The sequence below is a fragment of the Robertmurraya sp. DFI.2.37 genome (assembly GCF_029211245.1).
GTDB lineage: Bacteria > Bacillota > Bacilli > Bacillales > Cytobacillaceae > Robertmurraya > Robertmurraya methanolica_A.
This window is the reverse complement of record NZ_JARGEJ010000836.1, coordinates 1-290: the sequence shown is the minus strand read 5'-3', so window position 1 is coordinate 290 and position 290 is coordinate 1. Positions and strand designations below refer to the sequence as shown.

Here is a 290-nt window from a genome sequence, read left to right as displayed (position 1 = left end):
GTGTTGGATCAAAGTATTGCTGGATTGGTGACTTATGAATTAAGAAAAAAGTTTAAAAATGTCCCCCATCTTCGATTCTATTAGGAAGCAAAGGTAGGGGACAAACTTTGGTACTACTATCTATCATTTCCCCATCTTGTAAGTATAAATTATTTTATTTGCTCTCGTTCAAATGCTCTTCCAGACGGTTCCAAGTCTCGGTAATTCCTTGGAGCATACCCATATCCATGACTTTTTTGAGAGCTTCTGCAGACGCATACTCAGCACGGTTTACAAGTTTCGTTTTGCCG

Annotated in this window: 1 pseudogene; it reads right to left on the bottom strand. The window is 39.0% G+C overall.

The features are described 5' to 3' along the window. Window positions 1-154 precede the first annotated feature (154 nt). Window positions 155-290: pseudogene (locus PZE06_RS34045) on the bottom strand (SRPBCC family protein); the annotation flags it as partial.